The sequence below is a fragment of the Acinetobacter guillouiae genome (assembly GCF_002370525.2).
GTDB classification, from domain to species: domain Bacteria; phylum Pseudomonadota; class Gammaproteobacteria; order Pseudomonadales; family Moraxellaceae; genus Acinetobacter; species Acinetobacter guillouiae.
This window is the reverse complement of record NZ_AP014630.1, coordinates 2464856-2490033: the sequence shown is the minus strand read 5'-3', so window position 1 is coordinate 2490033 and position 25178 is coordinate 2464856. Positions and strand designations below refer to the sequence as shown.

The 25178-nt window shown below is 36.3% G+C and carries 21 protein-coding genes; 10 read left to right on the top strand and 11 right to left on the bottom strand.

From position 1 onward, the window contains the following. Window positions 1–14 precede the first annotated feature (14 nt). Window positions 15–695 (top strand): class I SAM-dependent methyltransferase, encoded by a 681-nt coding sequence (locus tag AS4_RS11525; RefSeq protein WP_096734240.1) that lies wholly within the window; start codon window positions 15–17, stop codon window positions 693–695. A 180-nt stretch (window positions 696–875) separates the two neighbouring features. On the opposite strand, the gene plsB is transcribed toward AS4_RS11525, so the two are convergent. Next, window positions 876–3077 (bottom strand): glycerol-3-phosphate 1-O-acyltransferase PlsB, encoded by a 2202-nt coding sequence (gene plsB / locus AS4_RS11520; protein ID WP_096734239.1) that lies wholly within the window; start codon window positions 3075–3077, stop codon window positions 876–878. A 232-nt stretch (window positions 3078–3309) separates the two neighbouring features. Here plsB and cysK point away from each other — a divergent pair, with 232 nt between their 5' ends. Then, window positions 3310–4308, top strand: coding sequence for a cysteine synthase A (cysK, locus tag AS4_RS11515; protein ID WP_096734238.1), 999 nt, complete (start codon window positions 3310–3312; stop codon window positions 4306–4308). A 142-nt stretch (window positions 4309–4450) separates the two neighbouring features. On the opposite strand, the gene AS4_RS11510 is transcribed toward cysK, so the two are convergent. From AS4_RS11510 to AS4_RS11475, 8 genes are all read right to left on the bottom strand, one after another. After that, a complete protein-coding gene (locus AS4_RS11510; protein ID WP_096734237.1) occupies window positions 4451–4987 on the bottom strand; it encodes a lytic transglycosylase domain-containing protein in 537 nt (178 codons plus the stop codon). A 131-nt stretch (window positions 4988–5118) separates the two neighbouring features. Further along, window positions 5119–5700 (bottom strand): hypothetical protein, encoded by a 582-nt coding sequence (locus AS4_RS11505; RefSeq protein WP_096734236.1) that lies wholly within the window; start codon window positions 5698–5700, stop codon window positions 5119–5121. 28 nt (window positions 5701–5728) lie between these two features. Continuing rightward, window positions 5729–6673: a phosphatidate cytidylyltransferase gene (locus tag AS4_RS11500; protein ID WP_096734235.1), complete on the bottom strand. Its 945-nt coding sequence runs from the start codon at window positions 6671–6673 to the stop codon at window positions 5729–5731. Beyond that, the gene (locus tag AS4_RS11495) at window positions 6670–7410 is read right to left on the bottom strand and encodes a lysophospholipid acyltransferase family protein (RefSeq protein WP_096734234.1); all 741 of its coding nucleotides are present in this window, start codon (window positions 7408–7410) and stop codon (window positions 6670–6672) included. Before AS4_RS11495 ends, AS4_RS11500 begins: the two co-directional genes overlap by 4 nt. 317 nt (window positions 7411–7727) lie before the next feature. Next, window positions 7728–8156: a hypothetical protein gene (locus tag AS4_RS11490; RefSeq protein ID WP_096734233.1), complete on the bottom strand. Its 429-nt coding sequence runs from the start codon at window positions 8154–8156 to the stop codon at window positions 7728–7730. Next, the gene (locus AS4_RS11485) at window positions 8153–9511 is read right to left on the bottom strand and encodes a phosphatase PAP2/dual specificity phosphatase family protein (RefSeq protein ID WP_167468981.1); all 1359 of its coding nucleotides are present in this window, start codon (window positions 9509–9511) and stop codon (window positions 8153–8155) included. Before AS4_RS11485 ends, AS4_RS11490 begins: the two co-directional genes overlap by 4 nt. A gap of 542 nt (window positions 9512–10053) precedes the next feature. Next, complete coding sequence (locus AS4_RS11480) at window positions 10054–11802, bottom strand: bifunctional alpha/beta hydrolase/class I SAM-dependent methyltransferase (protein ID WP_096734231.1); 1749 nt, start codon at window positions 11800–11802, stop codon at window positions 10054–10056. Between the two features lie 28 nt (window positions 11803–11830). After that, window positions 11831–12466, bottom strand: a complete 636-nt coding sequence (locus tag AS4_RS11475; protein ID WP_004719997.1) for a CDP-alcohol phosphatidyltransferase family protein — start codon at window positions 12464–12466, stop codon at window positions 11831–11833. Between the two features lie 158 nt (window positions 12467–12624). Between AS4_RS11475 and ybaK the strand changes: the two genes are divergently transcribed. Further along, entirely contained in the window at window positions 12625–13092 is a 468-nt protein-coding gene (gene ybaK / locus AS4_RS11470; protein ID WP_096734230.1) for a Cys-tRNA(Pro) deacylase, read from the top strand. Between the two features lie 295 nt (window positions 13093–13387). On the opposite strand, the gene AS4_RS11465 is transcribed toward ybaK, so the two are convergent. Continuing rightward, entirely contained in the window at window positions 13388–13798 is a 411-nt protein-coding gene (locus tag AS4_RS11465; protein ID WP_096734229.1) for a winged helix-turn-helix transcriptional regulator, read from the bottom strand. 99 nt (window positions 13799–13897) lie between these two features. On the opposite strand from AS4_RS11465, the gene AS4_RS11460 reads away from it, so the two are divergent. The 4 genes from AS4_RS11460 (at window position 13898) to aqpZ (ending at window position 17848) form a co-directional block, all read left to right on the top strand. Next, window positions 13898–14734 (top strand): enoyl-CoA hydratase/isomerase family protein, encoded by an 837-nt coding sequence (locus AS4_RS11460; RefSeq protein WP_096735519.1) that lies wholly within the window; start codon window positions 13898–13900, stop codon window positions 14732–14734. Window positions 14735–14977: 243 nt separating this feature from the next. After that, window positions 14978–15757, top strand: a complete 780-nt coding sequence (locus AS4_RS11455) for an APH(3')-VI family aminoglycoside O-phosphotransferase (RefSeq protein ID WP_058199817.1) — start codon at window positions 14978–14980, stop codon at window positions 15755–15757. A gap of 725 nt (window positions 15758–16482) precedes the next feature. Then, on the top strand, window positions 16483–16812 hold the full coding sequence (locus tag AS4_RS11450) for a YcgJ family protein (RefSeq protein WP_406565197.1): 330 nt from the start codon (window positions 16483–16485) through the stop codon (window positions 16810–16812). Window positions 16813–17155: 343 nt separating this feature from the next. After that, the gene (gene aqpZ, locus AS4_RS11445; protein ID WP_096735517.1) at window positions 17156–17848 is read left to right on the top strand and encodes an aquaporin Z; all 693 of its coding nucleotides are present in this window, start codon (window positions 17156–17158) and stop codon (window positions 17846–17848) included. Between the two features lie 110 nt (window positions 17849–17958). Here aqpZ and AS4_RS11440 read toward each other — a convergent pair whose 3' ends face one another. Continuing rightward, the gene (locus AS4_RS11440; protein ID WP_096734228.1) at window positions 17959–19278 is read right to left on the bottom strand and encodes an NAD(P)/FAD-dependent oxidoreductase; all 1320 of its coding nucleotides are present in this window, start codon (window positions 19276–19278) and stop codon (window positions 17959–17961) included. 795 nt (window positions 19279–20073) lie between these two features. On the opposite strand from AS4_RS11440, the gene AS4_RS11435 reads away from it, so the two are divergent. From AS4_RS11435 to AS4_RS11425, 3 genes are read left to right on the top strand one after another with little or no spacing between them, the layout of a single operon-like run. After that, entirely contained in the window at window positions 20074–21858 is a 1785-nt protein-coding gene (locus tag AS4_RS11435; protein WP_096734227.1) for an IucA/IucC family protein, read from the top strand. Next, window positions 21851–23323 (top strand): lysine N(6)-hydroxylase/L-ornithine N(5)-oxygenase family protein, encoded by a 1473-nt coding sequence (locus AS4_RS11430; RefSeq protein WP_096734226.1) that lies wholly within the window; start codon window positions 21851–21853, stop codon window positions 23321–23323. The genes AS4_RS11435 and AS4_RS11430 overlap by 8 nt, the downstream gene beginning before the upstream one ends. Further along, a complete protein-coding gene (locus AS4_RS11425) occupies window positions 23320–25128 on the top strand; it encodes an IucA/IucC family protein (RefSeq protein ID WP_096734225.1) in 1809 nt (602 codons plus the stop codon). Before AS4_RS11430 ends, AS4_RS11425 begins: the two co-directional genes overlap by 4 nt. Window positions 25129–25178: the final 50 nt, after the last annotated feature.

Genomic DNA, 25178 nt, shown 5'->3' with positions numbered 1-25178 from the left:
CAAGGCTTAAAGAAATGGCAAAGGACTTTAATAATCCAGTTGTAGTTGAAGGATATGATGCACATATTCGTAAATTAATTCCCGGTTATGAACTGATACATTTACAAGTCCATGCTGTATTAAAGAGCTATGTATCGACTCAAGCGAAGATTTTAGTCGTGGGATGTGGTACAGGTTATGAACTGCAATATTTGGCTGAGCAATTTCCTCATTGGAATTTTACAGCAATCGATCCTGCAGCGAATATGATTGATAAAGCCAAACAACATATAGCAGATTTAGAGCTTTGTTCTCGAATTCAGTTTGTGCAAGGTGATACATCTGTTCTTAAACGAGTCGATGAGAGTTTTGATGTGGCTTTGGCTATCTTGGTTTCACATTTTGTTCCAGTTGATGCGAAAGCACAATTCTTAAAAGATATTGCAAATCGCCTAAGCAATACTGGTCTATGTTTAAGTTATGAATTGATGGAAATTTCGAATGCCAAACAATTACAAGCTTTAAAAAATCTGAGTTTAGCAACAGGATTAACAGAAAAACAGGCGCAACTTATGACAGATCGTATTGAACAAGATTTTGCTTTAATTTCTGTTGATGAAATGAGTGCTTTGTATTTACAAGCAGGCTTTAATCGTGTTGAAAGCTTTGCTCAAGTATTGAATTATCATGGCTTTATTGCATTTAAAACGGACTAAGAAAGACTAAGAAAAACGTCTAAGTAATAACTAAAAATCATTTTTGCTTTAAGGTAAATCAATCAGCCATATTTTCTAAAATCTATGTCTTATGTGAGCTATATGCGCTTATAAAAAAGTTCCTTATCCAAGTGGATGAAGGAACTTTTTAATTGCGGATCAAAGCCAAAACATAAAGGATTATTTCTCTTTGATTTCTTTTTCAGGTTCTTTTACAACATTGACATCATACAAATGAGCAAGGGCTGAAAGTAAACGAATTTTAGGATCTGCATTTGAAATTTTAATGCTTTGATCCGCTTCAAGTGTAATTAATTTCTCAGCAACAAAATAATCGACAATTTGTGTGATTTCACCCTCAATCTCAGACTCATCCCATTTTAAAAAGAAGGCTTTTTGAATAAGTGGGTATTGTTCGATGACTTGGGTATATAAATCAGATTTTGAAATCTCAAATTGCTGCTGCTCTGTTTCAACGCGCAATACTTTGGCAATCAGTGCTGGCAGTATAAACGTGTGCAGAATGTTATTACTGAAATACTTAAGCAAGCCCACCTGTATATCACTGACTTTCACCCAACGTTCATTATCATGCTCAATCAATTCAACTTGTTTAAGCTTCATGGCATATTGAATGATTTCTGTGTTGGAAAGCTCAGTGATTTGCATACGATCATCATAACGATGCTGTTTGAGTAGATTGCGGAATTGTTCTAAACGTACCAATACTTCACGCTCTGCCAAAGCATGCGTTGGTGCATTTAACAAGACCAGAGAAATCAAACTGATAGGATTAATCACCACGGCTTTATTGATATTTTCCAAAATATCAAATGCAACATCATTGACCGTGGCTTTAACAGACTCAGGCATCTCTTCATGTAAAGCAACACGTTGTGGAGCATTGTTGTTTTTTAAGATCTCTTCAAGGAAAACTGGTTCACCTAAATTGACATGGACAACACCAAAGACTTTTTCAATCTTTTGAATAGATTTAAGTAGTCCAAATAGTGATTCAGCTTGTTTTTTCTGCCCACCCAGTTCTTTTATATATGAACTGCCTTCGATCAGTTTTTCATATCCAAAGTAAGTTGGAATAAAGGCAATCGGTTTGCTATTTCCACGCAAATAACTTTGGATGGTCATTGCGAGCATCCCTTTTTTAGGCGGCAATAAAAGTCCAGTACGAGAACGACCACCTTCGATAAAATATTCCATTGGTGTATTTCGATTGAGCATACTGTAGATATATTCTTTAAAGACAGCGGTATAAAGCGCATTACCATTAAAGCTACGTCGAATAAAGTATGCACCTGCACCACGCATCAGTTGCCCAACCACAGGCATATTTAAATTAATACCTGCTGCAATATGGGGAACCATCAAGCCACGGTTATAAATCACATAAGATAATAACAAATAGTCAATGTGGCTGCGATGACAAGGGGTATAGACAATTTCATAATCTTTGGCAAGTTCACGAACCGTATCGAAATTATGTACTTCGATACCGTCATAGAGCTGGGTCCATAATTTAGTTAAAGCAATTTCAGCAAAGCGTAAGGTCGAATAAGAAAAATCAGAAACGATTTCATCGAGGTATTTATGCGCAAGTGCTTCGGCTTCATTGATGCTGATTTTTTTATGAATGCTTTCATTGAGAATGGCTTCTTTGACCGCATCACTCACCATGAGTTTGTTAATCACATTGCGACGATCTGAAATATCAGGACCAAGAATTGCTTCTTTATAGCCATTAAATTGTTTATTGAGCTCAGTCACCACATAATGCGCTGGTGAAAAATTGGGTGTGAGTTCAATGGCTGAGTCAATTAACTGGCGTAAAGAAACTGCTTGATGGAATTCAATATAATTATTACGGCCATAGAGGGTAATATTCAGTGCTTGTTTAATGCCCGTTGGTTTAGCCCAAGCATCGGTCATCAATGCTTTATACCAGCTATCTTCATTCTCTGGCGCACGACCCCATAAAATCGTTGTTGGCACTAACAGCACATCTTGCTCAGGATGTTTTAGTAAATATTCGACTAAGCGAATAATTTTGTCTGGGTAGTATGCAGAGGCGTTGCTTTTGGTTGGTTCTAAAGTGATAAAACGATCATCTTCCTGATAATCTGCCCCTAGATTAAGTGGCGCAAAAGCAGGGCTGAGTTTTCTTTTTTCTGTTTCATTGTCAATCAAGACTTTATTCGAAGTTGAGTCATCTTGGATGACATAGCAAATCGGAAAATTAGCTGTGTTTGGATCATTAACTGTATTTTCAAGTGTTTTTGTATCGCCTAAAACTTGTGGGCTGACGATTTTATCTAAGATTTTTTTTGTAAATTGACGATAAAATTTTTGATAAGCATTGCTTGCCATAATATTCTCTAAATATGAGTCATATGGTTATTATGCTTGAAATAATATACAAATATATAGTTTGATTTGATGACAAATCGGTCAAACACTTTGTCTAAAAACTAAACTTATGATTTTTATCAATAAACTATTTCAATATCGGTATAATTAAATTCAGTTACTCAATATCAAAGTTTCATAGAAAAGCATTATGATAGATTGATATAAATTCATTTAAATTCAAGGAAAGGTCATGTCTACAGATCCAAATTTTCCAGCAACTGAAAACTTAGGTATTGCTGTTTATTCTAATAATGCTGAGGCAATTGGGAATACACCACTTATTCGTATTAACCGTCTTATTACAGGTGGAGCAACGGTTTTAGCAAAAATTGAAAGTCGTAATCCTGCTTTTTCTGTTAAAGATCGAATTGGCGCTGCACTTATTGCAGATGCAGAAGCGAAGGGGCTTTTGAAAAAAGGCATGCATATTGTAGAACCAACCAGCGGAAATACTGGTATTGCATTGGCATTTGTAGCAGCGGCAAAAGGTTATGCGATCACTTTAACCATGCCAGCAAGTATGAGTATAGAGCGCCGTAAAGTATTAAAAGCGTTGGGTGCAGATTTAATTTTAACTGAACCCGCAAAAGGTATGAAAGGCGCAGTTGACGAGGCAGTACGTTTAGCAACAGAACAACCTGAAACATATTATTTACCGCAACAATTTGAAAACCCAGCCAATCCTAAAATACATGAGACAACAACTGGTCCTGAAATTTGGGCAGCAACAGGCGGTAAAGTCGATATCCTTGTTGCTGGAGTTGGAACTGGTGGTACCATTTCAGGTATTTCAAGTTATTTTGAAAAGGTCAAGCAGCAAGCGATTTACTCCGTTGCTGTAGAGCCTGCAGATTCCCCAATTATTGGACAAACCAAACGTGGTGAAACTTTAACGCCTGGGCCACATAAGATCCAAGGGATTGGTGCAAACTTTATTCCTAAAAACTTGGATTTAGATTTAGTTGATGAAGTTATTGCTATCGACAACCAAGAAGCGATTGATTTTGCCCGTCAAAGTGCCACTCAAGAAGGTATTTTTGTCGGTATTTCTAGTGGTGCGGCTTTAGCTGCTGCTGCAAAATTAGCTGCTCGTCCTGAAAATACAGGCAAAACCATTGTGGTGATTCTTCCTGATGCGGGTGAACGCTATTTGTCTTCCGTTTTGTTTGAAGATATTTCAGCAGATTAAGCTCGAATTAAATCGTTTATGTCTATGCTGCGTATTGTTGTTATGGACTAATATTGTTGTCATAGATTAAAAAAATAAACCCACTCAAGTGTCTGCAAGAGTGGGTTTATTTTATTGAGATTTAAATCTTATTCTTAAATTTCTATAACGAAGACTTTAACTGTTTTTCATGTTGTTTCACTTGTTTCGCGTATCGTTTACCTTGACATTTCATTTTACGGTTTGTTTGGTAATTTGTGGGTCCAACATTGTAGTAGGCTAAGGCCTTTTTCCAGCTTCCTGCACTTTGATTATATTTAGCCAAGATCATGGTGCCACAACGTACATTGGTATATTCATCAAACAAATCACCAGGACAGGCTTGCTGCCAATAACGTGGCATGATTTGGGTAAGCCCGACAGCACCAGATGGAGAGGTGACATAACTACGGTAGCTCGATTCTTGACGGATGGTCGCTGCAATCAGTAATGGATCTACATCATATTGATCTGCGCTTTGTACAATCATTGGGGATACACGATTGGCAACATCGGGAGAGACAGAATAGGCTTTTTGGATTCCAGTCGAAAGTTTAGCAGCACGTTTTTGCACAGAGCCGCCACCCAAAGACGAACATGCTGTAATCGCAAGTGTTAAGCCTACTGCAGAAATTATTTTTAACTGATACTGAAAATTCAAAATAAAACCAATGCTATGTATCCAAGATTGCCCTGATGTTAAGTAGCTGATTTAAACCTGTCAATCTATGAAAATTGGTAGATTTATTCGTGATTTGTATCTTAAGCTGTTGGTTGCTTGCTATTTAGGCGTTATTTCGTCATTTTTGCTTGTTTTTTCTGTAACATTATTGCCAACATTAAATGCAATGGATTCTGAGCAGTATATTGGACTTCAAATTGTTGATTTCCATTGTGCTGGTACAGAGCATAAATTACTGGAATATTTAATTTATTTCCTTCAATCACATTTGAGTCTTTATCTAAAAGTTCTTTGGTCATATCTGCAAGTACATTGGTGCTAATCTCTTGTTGAATTACACCTTGGCAAATATATTGTGCACCTTCAAAGCGATCACTAATCAAATCGATTAGATTTTGTGAATCCTGATTGTCTTTATCAGCCTGTAATTTTTCCAGATTTAATTGCTTTATTTTATTTAAAGTGATCCCTTCTATAGAAGGGATGATTTTTGTTGTTGTGTTTGCATTTGGATTAAATTGTTGAGTAAGTTGATTTAATTTTGATCCAAAACTGATATTTACCTGACTTGAGTAGAGTTTTTTTACATGATCAGTCACTTGTTGATTATTACATTCAGACTGATTAAATAAACTACAGGCTTGTAGACTAAAACCTACACAGAGCATTGTAAATATTATTTTGTAATTCATCTCTATTTCTCACAATCATGTTTATTCACTAACTCCACCAATATCTTAAAATATGAAAGAAAATGGGTGCAGAAAAGCAGATAGAATCAATCCGATCTAACATCCCACCATGACCATGAATCAACTGTCCCCAATCTTTGACACCGCGGTCACGTTTGATGGCGGACATCACCAAGCCACCGAAAAAGCCAAAGATACAAACAACCAGTCCTATAAATGCAGCTTGTAGATAGCTAAATGGAGTAAGCCATGCCATAGCAACACCTAAAGCTGTGGCTAAAACAATACCACCCACTAAGCCTTCAACTGTTTTTGATGGTGATAAGACAGGTGCAACCTTATGCTTTCCAAAAAGCTTACCACAGACATATTGCAAAACATCGGATGCTTGAACAACCATAATTAGCCAGATTGCTAACCAAATCGGTTCACCTTTAAAACCATTTAGTTTTAAATTGAGTAATGCAGGAACATGGGAAATACAGAAAACACAAACCATGAGTCCCCATTGAATTTTAGAACTACGTTCAAGGAAGTGTTTGGTATCTTCTTGTTTTAAACTGGCAATCGGAATCAGTAAAAATACATAAAGTGGAATAAAAATTGAATATAAGCCGTACCAGTCGATATAGATCAAATAATATTGATAGGGAATAACAAAATAAAAGGCGATCAGTAAAGGGAAATAATCACCACGCCGTGTTGGCAATAGACTGGTAAATTCGCGTAGAGCAAACAGGGAAATAATCCCAAATAAGACAATAAATGCAGCTTGACCCAATAGGATTGCTGCGCCAATGACGATCAACATCACCCACCAAGCATTGATTCGTGCATTTAAATTATCAATTACTGATGAAGGCTTTTGCCCAGCTTTTTGTTTGAGAATAAATCCCACACTAGAGGCAAAAACTAAAATTCCCGCAAAAATACCAAATAAAAGATAGGTTTTATTCAGATTATCTAAAATCATTGATTCTCAACCTCTTTTAATTGTAATAGCTGCTTCTGTGCATAATCTATAAATGTGGCTTTATCCATTTCTAAATGTTGTTCTAAAGGAAAGCCAAAGCATACGGTAGACAGTAAAGGCAAAGGAACAAAAGAACCTTTTGGCATGACACGTCTTAGATTTGAAATCCAAACAGGGACAATCTCAATCTCAGGAAATTGTTTATGTAAGTTATAAAGGCCACTTTTAAAAGGTAACAGCTCAAGATCATCATCAAGATTTCGAGTACCTTCAGGAAAGAAAATAATCGAATAACCCTGAGCAAGAGCGTCTTTTACAGGTTGTAAAGGGTCTGCATTATCTTCACGATTACGTTGAATCGTGACACCATTAAAGGTGTCTTTAATTAAAAATTGTCTAAAACCATCTTTCAGCCAATAATCTGAAGCAGCAACAGGTTTAGTTTTACGACGTATCAGTTTAGGAAGTGATGACCACAATAAGATAAAGTCGATATGACTGTTGTGATTGGCATAGTAAATACGTTGTTTCATCTCAGGCTGACAACCGACCCATAAACTACGAGCACCAGTGAGGAGTCGCGCACCACGGCGTGTCAAAAATGCGATAAAGCGAGCAATAGAGTGAGATGCTAAATTTCCATTAGATGAATCTAAGTGTTGAGTCTTTTGCTCTAAAGACGGTTTATTGTATGACTCTTTATCTTGTTCGGAACGTTGTTCAGGTAGTTGATTCATTCTCTAAGCCGATTGATATTGAAGCATTTTATTGTGGGGCAAGCTGTATAATAGGATGATTGAAGTACAAATTTCTACTTTTAAGTGACTAAAATAAAAATATAAGCAAACTTAGTTTTGAATAAAAAGTAAAATGCTTGGTCTCCTTTTACAAATTTATCATTTCTGTTTTTTGAATCATAGAAGAATTTTATAGCATTTCAAGATCTTCACTGGTGAGAAGCTGAGAATTTTCTTGATTTAAGACGATTAAAACCATCATACGATAACAATTGAATATATCAGCTAAAACTGTACCAGTTGAGGTTAAAATCGCTTTAAATAATTCTAGAAATCAAAATTATTAACACCAAATATTGTAGCAATAATAAAGCAATTTGAAGTTTTAAAAGTTTAAAGCATCCTGCAAAACGCTGTGACCAATCACGACCTGCTTTGGATGCGGGCATCAATTTCATACTCATTAGGGTTTGATCAAATTGTAGGGTTAAGTTTTCAATAGATTCAGTTTGGGATTCTCGTGCAATCATTTTAATGAGTTGAGCATCAAACTTAACTTTAAATGAGAGGTAGTGATGAAGCCCAGATAATAACAATGTAATGACAATGAACGTCCAAAACTCAAAGGATTGCCAGCCTTTGAACAGGATGGCAAAAATAGATAAGGAAAAAGCCAAATAACCTGAAAGTAATATAGCTGTGGTTGCAGACAACAGTTGCGCAACCACATAAAAATTCATTTTCATGGCGCTAAACCTTTCAGTTTTAGATGGTAAATTTCTAATTCTTCCAATTGGGCTTGTTTTAATACCACCCAAGGGCGAGCTTTACGAATAATGTTTACCATTTCATCAATATTGGCATCTTGGTTTTGTTGAATCAGCCAAGCGGTGAGTACAGCGCTACTTCTTGAATAACCTAAGGCACAAAAAATCAGAATATTTTGGGTAGAGCTTGGTTCAAGCTTTGACATCAAATCATTTAATCGTGCTACGGCTAACTCAAGCTGATTGGCTTGTAATGGAATCAGGTCTAGACTGAGATATTGCTGATATGCCGTTGCTTGGTTTAACGGTAACTCAGCAACACAATCAAATATTGCATTGTATTGGTGGTGATCTTGTTGTGTTGGAATTCTTCCAATATAGATTTTTTTAAGTTCATGTTGAATGATAAAAGAATCTTCGGGATGCTTTTTGGTCCAAACACGACTATTAAGCCAAGCAAAGATTAAATAAGGCGCAAGCAGTATTTGCGCAGCAACCGTTATTTTGCCATTTTCTTGTTTTTGAAAAAAATGTGGACGTACAAAACTATAGCTATGTGCAACGATAAACAGGCTCACAGCAGGATAAATTAACCACAGTCCCCATGATCTAAACTCATAAGCTAAGATAAAGAAAATCACTGAACCACATAGGTAATAACTGCCAAGCTTTAAATGTTTTGCTGTTAACAGTTGCAGTCCATCTTTTCTAAATGGGGATTTTACTGAAATTGGAAATAACCATAAGCATAAAGCGCCAACCAGTATTCCTGTTGGAAGGTCAATAAAATGATGCTGCCATGTCGTGAGTACAGAAATTCCAATCAGCACACACCAAAAATCGACCAAATATTTCCATGTCCCAGATACATGGCGGCGATAGAAATCCCAAAGGATAATCAGTAGAACAATATGTAATGAGGGCGCTTGGTTAAAGGGCTTATCGAAGCCCATCAGGACATCAAACCATAGACCGAAAAAACCATCTAAAGGTGGGCGCTCAAAACTAAACTTTAAAGGAAACAGTAAGAAGCAACTAATCGAAATCACTTGCGCTAAAAATAGCCTAAGCGCTTGTTGTTTAAGCTCAAACTTGTTCCAACAAAGCAATAAGGAGAGGCCATAAAACAGGTCAATTGACCAATATGGCACAATCGTCCAAGCCCAAAGTGGAATATGCTTTTCCCAAGCAAAGACAATACTTGGAACATCACTCAGACCTGATGCATATTGATTTGCAAAGCCATAAGTGAGGAAAAAGAAAGGCGCAAGAAAAACTAAGCAAAGTACGCCCCATTTCCATGTCCCAGTTTCTTTGATTAGATTATTGCTCATAAAATTTTTATTAAGTTGATAAAATTGGAGATTTTTAGAATAATCAGAAAAAATCTCTGTATCCGTAATGTGTGATTCAGAATCAGATAGAGTATTCATTTCAGTTATTGAATGATTTGGTTTTAAAAGTCTTTCTTTAGGTAGGTGAACCTCTTGAGAAAGGATATTTTTAATTTCCAAAGCAAATTCTACGCTATCTGCTTGAATCCAAATTGTAGAAAATGCAAAATCATTTCCTATTGTTATTTTTTCATCGCCAATTAAATATGTAAGTTCAATAAAATCTTCATATGGTTCGAAAGGCGGTTCTGAAATGACTTTAATAGGATAAATTTTTTCTAATACATTTAAAATATGTGTTACACACTCACGCCATTCATAATTATCACCATCAAAATCTACATCATAATTCAGACGGAATTGGTTTTTAGGCCAAAGTGGAAATCTACGCATATCTTCAAGTGTGTACATATTCTTTAATCCATTTTAAGTTAAGTGCGCATCCTTACGCATTTGATTGATCCTAACTTGATTACATGGTGTCAAAGTTTCTGTGCGACTGAGACGGTAAATATTCCAAATTCATCAATACATTGGTCAACCTTTTTAAAGCCAGCAGCTTCAACAAGTGCATCCATTTCCGCTTGTGAGCGTAAACGCATTACCCATGCATCACCTTCACGATGTGAAGTTAACGCACGCGCAATAAATTCTTGCTGTGGGTGCCAAATTTGACCAGTGTAAATCAAATAACCATTTTTAAGGATTGCTTTACTTAAGCCTTCAAGTGATTGACGTAGCAAATCATTGTCTGCAAATAACTCATATAAACCCGAAACCACGGCAAGTGATGGTTTCGGTTTAACAGCGGCCAAAGACTGTGTATCAAATGCATCTGCTTGAACAAATTCAGCAATGTCATTGAGTCCACGTGATGCAATCATTTGTTGACCAGCTTGTACATTGATATCGCTATAATCACGTAATAAAATCGAATCTGGTCGTTTTGGTAGTTGAACCACAGCATCTAAAATATAACGTCCATGACCAGATGCAATATCCATAATTCTCAATGGTTTGCGTTTTTTAATTAGAATATCCGCATATTTCTGTACCAAATGTTCAATGTTCTGTTTACGAACACGGATCCCACGCCAACCAATCGCATTTAAATATTGGCGGTCAATGATTTTGCCTATAGGATTGCTACTTTCAGATTGGTTACGATAGACAAAATCTAAAGTACTTCCAGAGTCATAGCCGGTATCTTCACCAATTTTTAAGCCTTTAGATAAATGGCTACCAATTTTTAGATTCTTTTTGGTGATTTCCCAAAATGCATTCTTCATTGATTTAGCGGGTAATGGTGAACTAAGATCTTCTGCTATAGCACAGCTTGGACCAATTTTGTCCGCATTTAAAACGTCTGGAGCTTGATATTCAACCGCAAAACATTGCTGGATAAATCGGCGTATTTTTTCTGTTGCAATATGGCGATCTTTTTCACCTAAAGTATCGTGAAAGAAGCCATCTAAAATATGTAATTCTTTTTTAGGATGCGGAAGCTTTTGGTAAAACTCACGTTGCGGTTTTTGAAAAACTACAAAATCTGAACCTGAACATAACACTTGAGTTGGTACAAAGATGTTTTGTGAATCTGCAACGATACGCTTTGAGGCATCATAGAGTCCAAGCAACATTCTCACCGAAATTGCTTTAGCAATTTTAGGATCAGTATCATAGCTTTGGGCACGTTCTTCATCATGGGTCAGCATTTTGGCTTTAACATAACTTTGGATGAAAAAATTACCGCGAATTTTTTCCATAACTCTTAAACTTGGTTCGGCAAATGGCACATAAAGCTTAATGTCAAAAGCCGGGGACGCGAGACACAAGGCGCGAATTTTAGGCGCATAATCATGTACCCATGTTGCGGCCAATACCGCACCTACACTTTGTGCAACTACAGCAATATTCTTGGCATCGATACCATAGTTTTCTTCAATATGTTGGACAAAATATTGAATATCTTTTACACATGCTGAGAAGCTAGGTGCATCACCGCGTTCACCAGGGGAATCGCCGTGACCGCGGGCATCCCATGCAAAGAAATCAAAATCACTTAAATTGAGTTCCTTGACCAAATGTGCCATACGTCCTGAATGTTCATGTCCACGATGAAACAGAAGAATGGCTTTTTTTGTTTCGCTCGGTGAGTTGGTTGCCCAATGTTGATAAAACAATTCTGTTCCATCATGACTCTTAAAGGTGTGATGACTGTTGTTATACATATGAATTTACCCTGAATATGAAACTGTTTTATAAAGCTGTTTTTAAGCTATTTTTAATTCGGTTATAGATGGTTAAACTAAGCAGCAGACCAATTAAAATGAGTATGCCATTACAGATTAAGCCGAGAAGTTGTAAATTTGTAGTGAATAATGGCAAGGCGACAATCACGACTGTGATTAAACTAAACCAAAATGCACGGTCACTTTTTCCCATTGGACCGTCATAACGACGTTCTTGCCCAATCAGTGGCGCCATTACACCAGTGTATTCACTTAGAATTGCAAGGAAAGCAATCAATAACAGTAATTTTGCATTAATAAAGCCAAAAGCAATCAAGCATAGATAGAGTGCTGTGTCCGAAATAACATCACACAACTCATTGTAAAACGCACCTAAGTTGGATTGTTGTTTAAATTCACGGGCAAGCATTCCATCGATGGCGTTGAAAGCCATTCGTAGCAGCATCCACAAGGGAAAGAGCAATAACCACCCATTTACAGCATGATTCAGATAATACTGGTATAGAAAAAAGCTTAAACCGAGCGATATAAACATCGCTAATAAGGTGACTTGATTTGCCGTGATTCCGATATTAAAAAGCTTTTGAACAAAAGGGCGCAGTAAGTTTTGAAATGCTGGTTTTAATTGATAGATTGATGGCATTGTTCTAGTAATATAAGGTATATGACAGGATTTTAATCAAGTTATCCATGATTTTACAAGTATTAATTTTCATCATTTAAATTTGTATTGTTATTTTAAAATTTATATAAATAGTCCTATAATTCAAATGTCTTCTTAATTTTGATCTTGTTTATTCTATGACACCTGCTTGTAAAGTTTTAAAATCAAATAAAATTGAATTTTCAATTCATGAATATGAACATGATGTAAATGCAAAAAGTTTTGGCTTAGAGGCTGCTGAAAAATTAGGTTTAAATGTTGAAGAAGTGTTTAAAACATTGATGGTGACAGATGATAAAAACTATTTTATTGCCATCCTTCCAGTGAACCATCAATTAAATTTAAAGAAAGTGGCGAGTACTTTTGCTTGTAAAAAACTACATATGGCTGATCCTAAAGATGCAGAGCGTTTAACTGGATATTTAGTCGGTGGAATTAGTCCTGTAGGTCAAAAAAAGCGTTTAAAAACGGTGATTGATGCTAGCGCAACAGCATTAGCAATGATGTATGTCAGTGGTGGTAAACGTGGTTTAGACATCGGAGTGAAACCTCAAGACTTAGCCAAGGTGTTAGGTGCAAATTTTGTTGATATTGTTGATGAATAATCTATCCTTTTATTGATGAATTTTAATTAAAAAAAATAATGTGACTCATTATGTCACGCACAAAAATATTGACTCCACTGAGACAATAGGACTGAAAATTACAGACAAAGATTACTGTCATTCATTCAAGATATGAACTACCTTTGCGGTGGTTTTTATTGAATAGATGAATGAGGAACAAAATTAAGTAAGCAAAACAGGTGGTAGTTTTAAAACCTAAATAATCTTTTCTATATTCATCAGATTTTGGACGAACAAGCCAAACTCTTATATTTCAAGCTAGCGACTACACACGTTATTTCAGTGTTATGCCTGATTGCTGGGTGGTCGCTGTGCGAATAACATCATCAGATTGGTCATAGCGAAATTGGCACACCTGAATGGTGTCCATATTCTCGACGGTCCAGTCGTAGAGCGCGTTAAAAGGTAATTTGAGTGATTGACCAAGTGGCGTCAAGGCATATTCCACGCCCAGCGTTTTCCCATCTATAACGGTGCGTGTCACCATACCATTGCGTTCTAACTTGCGAAGTGTCTGTGTCAATACACGTTGGGTAATACCATCAAGGCGCCGTTTGATGGCGTTGAAGCGACGTGGTTCATGTAACACCATCAAAACCAGCATTGACCATTTGTCTGCGATTTGATCGAGAATGGCACGGCTTGGGCAGTCGGCACGGTAGATTGGATCGTGATCAGGGTTCATAGGTATGCTCCAAGATACTTAGGATGCTTAAGGTGCGTAATTGACACTAAGTATACATAGGATACCATGATTGCACACAGCTAAAATCAAGGGTATATGATGACCATTCCAACTTATTCCACACTTCACATTGAGTATGATCGAGGCGTGGCGACTGTCAGTATTAACAATCCACCAGTTAATGTATTGGATGTTGCCTTGATGAGTGATATTCGAGCTTTTCTCACTCAGGTACGTGATGACCCACAAACACGTGTAATCGTGTTCCAAAGCGCTGATCCTGAGTTTTTCATCGCTCATGTAGATATGACCTTGATTGATGAGCCACACGCTTTTGACCAGTTCGCGAAAGATGTGCCCAATGGATTGAATCCATTTCAGGCTGTGGGAGAGATGATTCAGGCACAGCCGCAAGTAACGATTGTTAAGCTCGAAGGCTTGGCGCGTGGTGGCGGTGCCGAATTTGTGGCAGCAGTGGACATGGCATTTGCTGCTATTGGGCGTGCTGGCCTCGCCCAATGTGAGGCATTGATGGGTATTATTCCTGGCGGTGGTGGTACTCAATATCTTTCACAGCGTATGACACGGGGGCGTGCATTAGAGGTAATTCTTGGTGTTGACCTTATTGACGCTTTGCTAGCTGAACGATATGGTTGGGTAAATCGTGCGCTTCCGGCAAATGAATTAGACGCTTTTGTTCATCGCATTGCCACAAATATTGCAGCTTTACCTGACGGGGTCATCGCCGCTGCAAAGAAAGCAATCCCACCTGCGGATTTAAGCGAAGACCTCCTTCGAGAGCACAAGGAATGGGCTGGTCTGTTTGCGCGTCCTGCTGCTGAAAAACTCATTCGTGGCGGCTTGCAGGCAGGTGCTCAAACAAAAGTAGGGGAACAGGATTTGGAGCAGCTACTCCGCGATTTATCTGCATCTTGAGGTCTTGCTGCTGTCTAATATTCTGCTCTAGCTTATTCTTGAGATTTGAGACAGAGAAATACTGCACCCCACTTTTTAAGTCTAGCGTAGTTTATATAATTGAAAGGTGATGACAATAGTTTGAAGTATTGACCATCTATAGGGAATAAGCCATATTTTTGCTACAGTGAACCAAATTAAGATCATCTATTTACTAGGCCTCGCATTTGCGGGGTTTTTAATACTGAATAAAAGGAAAGCTTGATGGAATTGCCCAATATTATTCAACAATTTATTGGAAACAGCGTTTTAGAGCCAAATAAAATTGGTCAGTCGCCATCGGATGTTTATTCTTTTAATCGAAATAATGAAACTTTTTTTCTTAAGCGATCTAGCACTTTATATACAGCGACCACATACAGTGTTTCTCGTGAAGCGAAAATGTTGAGTTGGCTCTCTGAGAAGTTAAAGGTGCCTGAACTCATCATGACTTTTCAGGATGAGCAGTTTGAATTCATGATCACTAAAGCGATCAATGCAAAACCAATTTCAGCGCTTTTTTTAACAGACCAAGAATTGCTTGCTATCTATAAGGAGGTACTCAATCTGTTAAATTCAATTGCTATTATTGATTGTCCATTTATTTCAAACATTGATCATCGGTTAAAAGAGTCAAAATTTTTTATTGATAACCAACTCCTTGATGATATAGATCAAGATGATTTTGACGCTGAATTATGGGGAGACCATAAAACTTACCTAAGTCTATGGAATGAGTTAAATGAGACTCGTGTTGAAGAAAGATTGGTTTTTTCTCATGGCGATATCACGGATAGTAATATTTTTATAGATAAATTCAATGAAATTTATTTTTTAGATCTTGGCCGTGCTGGGTTAGCAGATGAGTTTGTAGATATATCCTTTGTTGAACGTTGCCTAAGAGAGGATGCATCGGAGGAAACTGCTAAAATATTTTTAAAGCATTTAAAAAATGATAGACCTGACAAAAGGAATTATTTTTTAAAACTTGATGAATTGAATTGATTCCAAGCATTTTCTAAAAATACTTAATTGTCATTTTACGTCGCTAAATTTTAAATAAATAAGTGAAGAGCGTTAGTGGAGCCACTGATTTAAAGTTTTATATCACCAATAAATCTAAATTTTGGTTTTTAAAATGAACTTATTTAAAATAGCTAAAACTGTTTATTAGCTTAACTTGTGATTTAAGTTTTTTTGAATATAAAAGTGTTAATTTATTCGCTTTACAAGTTTATTTAAATTTCATCGTGCAACATTTTTAACCAATTTTATTATCGATGGTATTTTTTTGTCTGCTTTTCTTTTACTAGTCTTTTATCTATCTGTCAGCCATATAGTATTTTATTAAATTCTTATGGGAAATGACGAATGTTAAATTATCTTAAGAGCTTTAATAATATCAATACTTATTTGATTTTATCGATAATCCTGCTGTTAATCATAATATCTCTAGATTATTTCTAAACTGAATGAATGTTTATAATGAGTGATTCATATTGCTATTGAAATCGCCTTCTCACTTTGAAAGAAGGCGAGGATGTGGGGCTTTTATGTTGATTTATCTTTTTAAAAAATATCTTATAAAAGAAGCCTAATGTGTTTTCTTATATAGGTTTAAACATAATTGTTGTATATCTTAAATCCAATTGATCTTATAATTTTACTTTATTTTTTTGTATTGTTTTGCAGGTTTAAAAGTGAAAATTTCTAAAGGATTATTGAGTCTCATCAGCTATGCTTGTTTAATCATCAGTTTTCCAGCGATTGCTAAAACCAGCACAAGTTTAGTTTCACCTAAAAAAGGTGTGATTTGTGATCAATATATTTGTGTAGATAAGAAAGGTGTATCGAAGTCTCTTACAGCTCAATATTTAGGAACTAAAAAGGCGAATAAAGTTTTCTCACAAGGTAATTTTGATCGCTCTGCATTTACTTTCTCAAATGGAGTATTCTGCGATACAAATACAAAACGATGCCATGTAGACCGATATTTTGACAATGGAAATCGAAGCAAAGTGGATAAAAAGATAACAGATCAGCTTTTTAATAATAAGTAGTTCTTTGCCATAAATAGGCTCAATGACTTACCCTAAGGTGGGCTTTTTTATTTATATTCAAATTTTTAGAATGCTGTGTTCTATAAAATAAGATTGTATAAATTTACCCACCTGTTAATAATTACCAATAGATGAGTTAAGTCATTTCTTATTTCCCCTCTGAATTGGAATTTTAATTTGTCTAGCAAACCCTTCACTCGAGGGGTTTGTGCTATAAAAATTATAAATTTATTCATTCCATCAATTACTTGTATTTTTTGTAAAATAATTCATGTTTTTGTTTAAAAATGTGATTTATTTTGCTAAATTTCGCATGGATTTATTGAACAGAAAAGTAATGAACATGAATAAATATTTTGCAGAATTTATTGGAACATTTTGGCTGGTCTTTGGAGGGTGTGGTAGTGCAGTACTTGCTGCAGCTTTTCCAGAATTGGGTATCGGTTTTGTCGGTGTTGCACTCGCGTTTGGTCTAACTGTACTGACAGGTGCTTATGCATTAGGTCATATTTCAGGTGGACATTTTAATCCTGCAGTAAGTGTCGGTTTGTGGGTTGGCGGTCGTTTTAATGCAAAAGACTTAGCGCCATACATCATCGCGCAGGTCCTTGGTGGTATCTTCGCGGCATTTATATTGTATTTGATTGTACAAGGTCAAGCAGGATTCACAGGTACGGGTGGATTTGCAACAAATGGTTTTGGTGATTTATCGCCAGGAAAATATTCTTTGCTTTCTGCATTATTAATTGAAATCGTCTTAACTGCGATTTTCTTAATTGTAATTCTTGGTGCTACAGATAAACGTGCGCCAGCTGGTTTTGCACCTATTGCTATTGGCTTGGCATTAACATTGATCCATTTAATCAGTATTCCTGTTACCAATACTTCAGTCAATCCTGCACGAAGTACAGCAGTGGCTCTATTTGCTGAAACAGCTGCGCTGAGTCAATTATGGTTTTTCTGGGTTGCACCGATTATTGGTGCTGTAATTGGCGCTTTAATTTATAAGTGTTTTGAGCAAAAAAATAGCCAATAACGTTATCAATGCGCCTAATTCTAGACGGTATATGAAAACCTCCCTCGGGAGGTTTTTTTAATGGTTGAGATAGAGAAATTAATCGATGAGAGTTACTTCTTATAATGGTCTTAGATCGGTTGAACTATTCCTAATATTTTTTGAGCTGTTGCATCGCCATTTAAATATGCGCCATGAACAGTACCTGCATATTTCAAACTACAATGTTCGCCGGCGAAGAAGATTTTTTCTCGAATTGGTTGATGCAATACTTTAACAATGTCTTCTGTGTGCTTTAGTGAGGGAAAACTAAAAGAACCATAACTATAAGGGTCAGAACCCCAACGCGTAATGATGAGTTTTTTGGGTGTGTGGGGAATATTGTTGAATTGTTTTTGTAAGCTACTAAAAATAAAGTTTGATATTTCATGATCTGCAGAATTATCGATAAATTCTGATTGCTTTCCTCCGAACAACATTAAATAAATTGGTTTTTTATAAATTCCAGATAAGTCTAGAATATTAAAACAGCCAATCTCATTCCAATAGAAATCACTTATCTTGTCTATCGGTATTTTTGATCTAAAAGAAAGTGGTTGTTCTAATTCAAAAAACACTTTATTGAAAGACCCAAACCCAATATCTTGAATAGATTGAGCATAGTGATTTGGTAAGGGTGGATAAAATTCTATATGATTATTTTTTAAAATTCCGAGAGGGGCAGTAACCACTAAGCGGGAAGCGAGGTAAAAATTATCATTGGAATCAATAATTTTCACATAAGCATTTTCACAAATGACTTTTTTTACATCTACATTGAATTGAATGTCTATTTTTTGTGAAAGTGCATCTATAACTTGAGCATAACCATGTGGAAATATAACTTCGTCGCCTTCAAAATAACCTTCAAAATTTTTATAATTCGATGAAAGTAGCTCAAGATTTGTCGCAAATGGGTCATTTGCTATTCGGTTGAAAAAGTTAAATAATAATTGTTTAAGATAATCTTCTGAAAATGTATTACCTGAATAATGTAAAGAAGAAATTATTTCTTCAGTCGCCTTGAGGGCCGATAGCGTTTGTGTTTGAGAAAGTCGCTTTTCTATTTCCTCTACATAAGATTCAAACTCTTGCACTTCTTGATCAGAAAATAACAACCCATTTTCATGAAAATATTGCGATTTATCATAGTTAAATACAGTTGTTTCTATATGATTTTCTTGGGCGATGTCCCATATAGGATTATCTTCAACACCATGAATCCATGATGCACCTAAATCAAAAACATCGGCATCAGATTGCAATGAATCTATACGTCCACCGATGCGAGATCTCGCTTCGAGTATGGTAACTTTTTCACCATTTTCTTGTAATTTTCTAGCGCATGCAATTCCTGCTATCCCAGCGCCAATAATAATAATCGGTAAATTAATATCACTCTGTTCTAACATAAAAATTTATAGCTCTGTTCTATATCCTAAAATTAAGATAATACACCTTATACATCTAAGATAGAATTATTTGATTATTATCTTATAAAATCAATATCTTATATTATTTTTTCTAGATTTTAGTACTGTTTTTCATGATAATTGTTGCAGTATAAAAAGGGTATTCATACAACTTTTGATCAAGTTCTAATCGATCAATTTCGACAGCAAGTAAGCACAGCTCTTTAAAAGATTAAGAATAATGAGGTTCTTAAGTGATCGTTTCTACGAGCTTAACCAATCAAAACTACATCCCGTATAAACGTTGCTACAGTGAAGAAATACTAAAAACAGCAAAATTGGCAAAGACGAGATATGATTTTAAAGAAGCGAGATAATTCCCGTATGCTGTTAAATCTTCTTTTTATTTTTTCATTAAAAATATCACAATAAATCAATAGATAAGCAATATATTAAAATATGCTAGTGAAGTTATAGATCGATAAAACTTGCTAAATAATCTCTTAAAATGAAAATTTCGATGAAATTTCTCAATTCTAAATGAGAATATTATCATTTATTACAATTGAAAATTTTAAAATATAAACCATAAGAAAAAGACCAATTCATCATAAATATTCATAGAATCATAGTGTTAAACCTGTATAGACAAGCAAGGTATAGCATTGCATTATTAAATGAGAATGATTATCATTATTTTGTGTTAAGCAGAGCTACACGATCCAAGAAAAACATAAATCAAATTTCTAGATCTTTTTAGTGCAGTAAAAAGTCTTGTACAGAGGATATGGTCAGATGAAAGAGCTTGCCAGCCGATTGGCGATGCAGCACCTAATCAATGCATACTCACAAGAAACAGGAAGTAGAATTTTACTGGAGAAATATCAGCAAAACTCTACACAACTTGCGTTTAGCCAAGGCTTGACCTTGTTAATGATTCCATTGGAATCCATCCAATCCCAATTATATGTACCACTTTCATATAGAAGTCTTGTAGGGCGACATCGAATAGATAAACTGCCGCAGATTTTTAATAAAGGACAAGCGCAAAAGTTTAGTCCAATTGCGATGGTGTGCTTACTTCTAGAAGAGCTGCTACGAAATTCTGTTGAATCCTTAGATTCAGCATCATTGGTTGAAAAATGGATACAAAGTCGAGATGCTTTAGCTGAGTTTTTAAAGCAGCGTCAATATGATTTTGACCAATTGATTCAAGCAAAGCAAGATTTCATTCAGACAGAACAAGCATTGATTCTCGGGCACAGTATGCATCCAGCGCCTAAGAGTCGCACAGGTTTTGTTCATGAAGATTGGTTAAAGTTCTCACCAGAACATAAGGGGCAAACACAACTGTATTACTGGTTAGTTGCACCAGAATATCTGGCAGAAAGTGCGACATCAGATCAGCCAATCACGAGCCAACTCATAAAGCATATGCAATGGTATTTGAGCGAAGCAGAATTAGATTTAATTCATACACATTCAAGCTATAAATTATTGACATTGCATCCATGGCAAGCACGTTATTTACAGACTAAAGACTGGTATAAAGAATTAAAAGCCAAGAAAAAGCTGATTGATTTTGGTGAAAAGGCTTGGCATTTTTCCGCCACAACATCCGTGAGAACATTGGTCAGCTATTCAGCACCGTGGATGGTGAAACTTTCACTATCCGTGATGATTACCAACTCTATCCGAGTCAATTTGGCCAAAGAATGTCATCGTGGAGAAATCACGCGTCAACTTTGGCAGGGGCCAATAGGTCAATCGATTTTAAAATCTTGTCCTACATTGAAAGCAATTCATGACCCCGCATGGACTGCGTTAATCATCGACGGAACAATTGTCAATGAAACGATTTGTATTTTTAGAGATCAACCCTTTGATCGACAGCAGCAAGTGACATGTATTGCCTCCTTATGCCAAGATCATCCAGCAAAAAAATTAAATCGCTTTGATCATTTATTTGAACAAATTGCACAGGCAGAACCGCAGCTAAGTATAGAAAAAATTGCTTTAAATTGGTTTGAGCGATTTTTAGCGATCAGTTTAGTTCCCATGATGTATCTATACCATCACTATGGCATGGCATTTGAGTCACATCAGCAGAATGTATTGGTCGAATTGGAAAATGCGTATCCTCAAAATTTATGGTTAAGGGACAATCAGGGTTTTTATTACATCAAAGAATACGCCACTGAAATATTAAAAGAATACCCGGAACTTGATGAAAAAGCGCAGGCTGTTGGGCCAAAAACTTTGGTTGATGAAAGGTTTAGCTATTATTTTTTTGCTAATACTTTATTTGGCATGATCAACGCAATTGGAGCAACAGGGAGTGTTTCAGAACAGCAACTTATTGATCTATTGCAAGATAAATTGATGGAATTATATCAACAGTATCCTGACAGTAGTTTATTACAAGGCTTATTATATCAACCAACCTTGCCATATAAAGGGAATTTACTCACGCGTTTATATGAGCTGGATGAACTGATTGCGCCTGTAGAACAGCAATCAATTTATATTCAGTTGCCAAATCCTTTATGTCTAAAACAAAAGGATGCAATTTATGCTTGATTTTATTGCTGTGGGTTTAGGACCGTTTAATTTGAGTTTAGCCAGCTTGTTACAACAAAAATCAAAGCTAAAATATCTGTTTTTTGAAAAACAAGCTCAGTTTGATTGGCATGCAGGAATGCAGCTTCCAAACACAATGTTGCAAGTGCCTTTTATGGCTGATTTAGTCTCTATGGTAGATCCGACCAGCCCATTTAGTTTTCTCAATTATTTAAAAGCGCAACAGCGACTCTATAAGTTCTATTTTTTGGAACAACCACATATCCCTCGTAAAGAATATAATCATTATTGCCAATGGGTTGCAGATCAAATTGAACATATTCAATATTTATCTGTAGTCACAGAAATTGTACCCAAATCCTATGGCTTTGAAGTTCTCGTTTTTCAAGCGGGGATTTATCAGCGCTATCGTTGTCGAAACATTGTATTAGGGGCGGGAAATGTACCTTATATCCCACCATGTATGCAGACTTTGATCCAAACTTATCCAGAGCGATGTAAACATTCAGCACATTATCTAGAGCATCAGCCAAAAAATTTACAAGGTAATGTGGTGGTACTGGGATCAGGGCAATCTGCGGCAGAAATCTTTGTAGATTTATTCGATCGTCAATTTCAATTCGATCAGGTGTCTAAACCGAAATTCAATCTCAATTGGCTGACACGAGCCAATGGTTTTTTCCCTATGGAATATACGCCATTAGCTTTAGAACATTTTAGTCCAGATTATAGTCAACATTTTCATTGCTTTGATGACCTCAATAAAGATTTACAGTTGAATAAACAGTCACTTTTATATAAAGGAATCAGTGCGCAAACCATTCGTGAAATATATAAGAAACTTTACCATCGACATCTTGCTGGAAATGATTTAGCGACGCATTTGCACAGTCAGTCCAACCTAATTGATGCTGTTTTAACGGAACAGGGTAAAATTAGACTGATTTTTCAAGATCGAGTGACTTTAAATCAGTTCAGTCTAGACAGTGACTATGTGATCTGTGCTACAGGCTATCGCCGTCCTGAATTTCAATTTCTCAAGCAACTGAAGCCCTTGATTAAAACCAATCCACAAGGACAATGGAATATTTCAGCAAATTATGCTGCTGAATATGCTGGTATTGGCAAAATTTTTGTTCAGAACATGGATATGCATAGTCATGGTGTTGGCACACCTGATTTGGGTTTAGGCGCTTATCGTGCGGCGACAATTGCCAATCAGCTAGTGGGATATGTGCTATATGACTTAGCAACAGCCCCCCAATGTTTCCAACATTTTGATCCTTTGCAGAATCCGCAAGTCCAAGTGATCTCGAAAAATATCACAACACAGCATCATGTGCATGCTCAGCATGTTGAAGATTTGGTTAAAAATGTCAATTTTCAATCTCAAAGCCCAAGTACACAACATTCTCAGCATCAACAAAACCATCAACGATATTCGAATATTGAGAACAGCATATGAGTTTTGCACAGTTACAAATTAATCAGCAACAATGGCGAAGTGCAGGCCAGCGCTTAATTGAAATGGCAATCGCTGAGTTTTTATATGAAGAAATTATTCAGGCGGAAAGTCTGGGTGATGATGTATTTCAATTGAGATTGGATGACCGAATTTATCAGTTTAATGCACAACAGTACTTATTGGGACATTGGCGGATTCAAGAGGGTTCAGTACGTGATTTAACTTTGGATACGAAAAGGCCTGCTTGGAATTTGCATCAATTTATTGCCGCTTTTTCCAATCAGGTTGAAGTTAAACCCTTTACCAAAGCTTATTTAATTAAAGAGATGAACAATACATGGTTAGCTGAAGCGCATGTACTGGATGAAAATCGTTTAACCAGTTCGGCAGTGCTGACTGCACCGCATTATCAAATCGAAGCGATGTTGCGCGGTCATCCTTGGTTAATTATGAGTAAGGGCCGAATGGGTTTTGGTTATGATGATTATTTGAACTCAGCGCCTGAGATTTTACCTAGAGTCAAAGTACTATGGCTGGCTGTGCATCGAGATTTGGCAGAATTTCGTTCTACCACTGAATGGTATGCAGGACAGTTATATTGCCATGAGTTTGACGAGCAGGAATTGCTAGAATTTCGCGAAAAAATGCAAAACCTTGTTTTAAATTCAGAGGATTATTATTTAGTTCCTGTACATGCTTGGCAATGGCACCAATGGATTGTACCAACTTATGCCAATGAAATTGTAGATCAAAAAATTGTAGAACTTAAAATTGGACAGGATAATTATGTGCCAATGCAATCAATTCGCACTTTATGTAACACATCAGATGCACAACGTCATTACATTAAACTACCATTGAGTATTTTAAATACCGCTGTTTATCGCGGATTGCCTGCTCAAAGAAATTTAGCAGCACCAGCGGTTACAGCGTGGTTGAAAAATATTTTAAAACAAGATGTAGATTTACAAAAAACGGGTGTAGTTTTTTTAGGCGAGATTGCAACTTTGACCATTCAGCAACCTTGTTATGATCACATTGCAGGTGCGCCTTATCAATTCAAAGAGTTATTTGGCTGTTTATGGCGTGAGAGTGTAGATCCATTTGTTGAATATCATCAGCAGGTTTTATCACAAGCTGCCTTATTACACCGTGATATTCAGGGGCTTTCCATTTTAACTGTACTTATTCAAGCTTCAGAATTAGTACCATTAGATTGGCTCAAGCAATTCATTACTGTCAGTATTCAGCCACTCCTGATTTGCCTTTATAAATACGGTTTAGCATTTTCATCACATGGTGAAAATACCATGTTAATTCATGAAAATGGGGTACCTAAAGCCACGGTACTCAAAGACTTTATTGACGATATGAATCTTGTCGATGAGGATTTTCCTGAGGTGGCCGATCTTCCAGATGAAGCTAAAATTTTATTGAGGCATTCAGCACAAGACCTCAGTCACTTTATTTTTACTGGCTTATTTATGGTGCATTACCGCTATATCTGTAATGTATTTCTACAGGATTTTCCACAATATCATGAGATTGAATTCTGGCAAACCGTATCGAATGTGATTGCTGAGTTTCATCAACAGCATCCAGAGTTTGCAGCAAGAATTGAAAAGTTTGCGCTGTTTAGACATCAATATAATAAGGTTTGCTTAAATCGTGTTCGTCTATTTACCACCAGTTATAACGATGAAGCAGAACGCCCGGTACCGGTCATTCTGGATTTGATTGCAAACCCTGTAAGCCCAGAGACTTTAAAAAATTGGACAGCACAATTTTCATCTGCTCCAGCATGATAAACCGTGCCTGCGCAGAGTGAGTGTGTATTTATCTGTGTCATACCTAG

Coding starts and splice junctions, on each gene's coding strand:
- AS4_RS11505 (WP_096734236.1), bottom strand. CDS start 5,700: ATGAATTACAAAATAATATTTACAATGCTCTGTGTAGGTTTTAGTCTA.
- AS4_RS11485 (WP_167468981.1), bottom strand. CDS start 9,511: ATGAGCAATAATCTAATCAAAGAAACTGGGACATGGAAATGGGGCGTA.
- AS4_RS11525 (WP_096734240.1), top strand. CDS start 15: ATGGCAAAGGACTTTAATAATCCAGTTGTAGTTGAAGGATATGATGCA.
- AS4_RS11455 (WP_058199817.1), top strand. CDS start 14,978: ATGGAATTGCCCAATATTATTCAACAATTTATTGGAAACAGCGTTTTA.
- aqpZ (WP_096735517.1), top strand. CDS start 17,156: ATGAATAAATATTTTGCAGAATTTATTGGAACATTTTGGCTGGTCTTT.
- AS4_RS11460 (WP_096735519.1), top strand. CDS start 13,898: ATGACCATTCCAACTTATTCCACACTTCACATTGAGTATGATCGAGGC.
- ybaK (WP_096734230.1), top strand. CDS start 12,625: ATGACACCTGCTTGTAAAGTTTTAAAATCAAATAAAATTGAATTTTCA.
- AS4_RS11490 (WP_096734233.1), bottom strand. CDS start 8,156: ATGAAAATGAATTTTTATGTGGTTGCGCAACTGTTGTCTGCAACCACA.
- AS4_RS11465 (WP_096734229.1), bottom strand. CDS start 13,798: ATGAACCCTGATCACGATCCAATCTACCGTGCCGACTGCCCAAGCCGT.
- AS4_RS11430 (WP_096734226.1), top strand. CDS start 21,851: ATGCTTGATTTTATTGCTGTGGGTTTAGGACCGTTTAATTTGAGTTTA.
- AS4_RS11440 (WP_096734228.1), bottom strand. CDS start 19,278: ATGTTAGAACAGAGTGATATTAATTTACCGATTATTATTATTGGCGCT.
- AS4_RS11435 (WP_096734227.1), top strand. CDS start 20,074: ATGAAAGAGCTTGCCAGCCGATTGGCGATGCAGCACCTAATCAATGCA.
- cysK (WP_096734238.1), top strand. CDS start 3,310: ATGTCTACAGATCCAAATTTTCCAGCAACTGAAAACTTAGGTATTGCT.
- AS4_RS11480 (WP_096734231.1), bottom strand. CDS start 11,802: ATGTATAACAACAGTCATCACACCTTTAAGAGTCATGATGGAACAGAA.
- AS4_RS11500 (WP_096734235.1), bottom strand. CDS start 6,673: ATGATTTTAGATAATCTGAATAAAACCTATCTTTTATTTGGTATTTTT.
- AS4_RS11475 (WP_004719997.1), bottom strand. CDS start 12,466: ATGCCATCAATCTATCAATTAAAACCAGCATTTCAAAACTTACTGCGC.
- AS4_RS11495 (WP_096734234.1), bottom strand. CDS start 7,410: ATGAATCAACTACCTGAACAACGTTCCGAACAAGATAAAGAGTCATAC.
- AS4_RS11425 (WP_096734225.1), top strand. CDS start 23,320: ATGAGTTTTGCACAGTTACAAATTAATCAGCAACAATGGCGAAGTGCA.
- plsB (WP_096734239.1), bottom strand. CDS start 3,077: ATGGCAAGCAATGCTTATCAAAAATTTTATCGTCAATTTACAAAAAAA.